General features: G+C 75.4%; 1 protein-coding gene. It reads left to right on the top strand.

Annotation, left to right across the window (positions count from 1 at the left end; translation table 11 throughout):
- On the top strand, positions 1–512 hold a 512-nt coding region (locus AC1D15_RS36650; RefSeq protein WP_477829960.1), incomplete at both ends, for a TPM domain-containing protein.

Here is a 512-nt window from a genome sequence, read left to right as displayed (position 1 = left end):
GTGGAAGCTCGGGCGGCGCAAGGTGGACGACGGCGCGATCCTCGTGATCGCGAAGGACGACCGGGCGTTGCGCATCGAGGTGGGCTACGGCCTGGAGGGCGTGCTCAACGATGCCACCTGCAAGCGCCTCATCGACGAGGTGATCGTGCCGCGGCTGCGGCAGCAGGATGTCGCCGGCGGCGTCGCGGCCGGCGTGGACCGCATGATCGGCATCGTCGACGGCGAACCACTGCCCGCGGCGGCACCGCGCGACGGCGCGCAGGACATCGGCGAGTTGCCGCGCGGCCTGCCGTTCGTGCTGCTGGCGGCGCTGGCTGTCGGCGGGGTGCTGCGCGCGGTGCTGGGCCGGCTCGGCAGCGCGGCGGTGGCCGGCGTGCTGGCGGGGCTTGCGGCCTGGTGGCTTGCCGGTGCGCTGTGGATGGCGCTCGGCACGGCACTCGTCGCGATGCTGCTGACGCTGTTCGGCGGGCTGGGCCTGCTGGCGCGTGGCGCGCTCGGCGGCGGCCGAGGCG

The sequence above is a fragment of the Rhizobacter sp. P2_H2 genome (assembly GCF_056403375.1).
Note: the sequence above shows the minus strand (reverse complement) of the source record. Positions and strands in the feature narration are given on the sequence as shown.